Origin of the sequence: Pseudomonas sp. C11 (assembly GCF_034683865.1) — a bacterium.
In the GTDB taxonomy this organism is placed as follows: Bacteria; Pseudomonadota; Gammaproteobacteria; order Pseudomonadales; family Pseudomonadaceae; genus Aquipseudomonas.
The window spans coordinates 1-268 of sequence record NZ_JAWIIP010000055.1; the positions used below are offsets into that span (position 1 = coordinate 1).

General features: G+C 63.4%; 1 protein-coding gene. It reads left to right on the forward strand.

The features are described 5' to 3' along the window. On the forward strand, positions 1-268 hold a 268-nt coding region (locus VC352_RS24895; protein WP_322982165.1), incomplete at both ends, for a hypothetical protein.

The window sequence follows — 268 nt, forward strand, 5'->3', positions numbered from 1 at the left end:
AGACCCAACTGGCGCAGCAGGTACTCGGGCAACTGACCTTGCCCATGCTTGGCGAGAACATCCTGCGCTTCTTTGCCTCTTATCTGGTCAGCGTGGTGTGCGCCGTGTACGTTCGCGACGAGCATGGCCGGCTGGTGCGTGTGGCCTGTTATGGCCTGAGTACCGAAGAGCAGGCCCGCGAGCAGATCGAGTCGGACCACCATGGCCTGTTGGCCCAGGCGGTCCGCGAAGGCCGCTTGCTGCGCCTGGAGGAACTGCCCGAGGATTT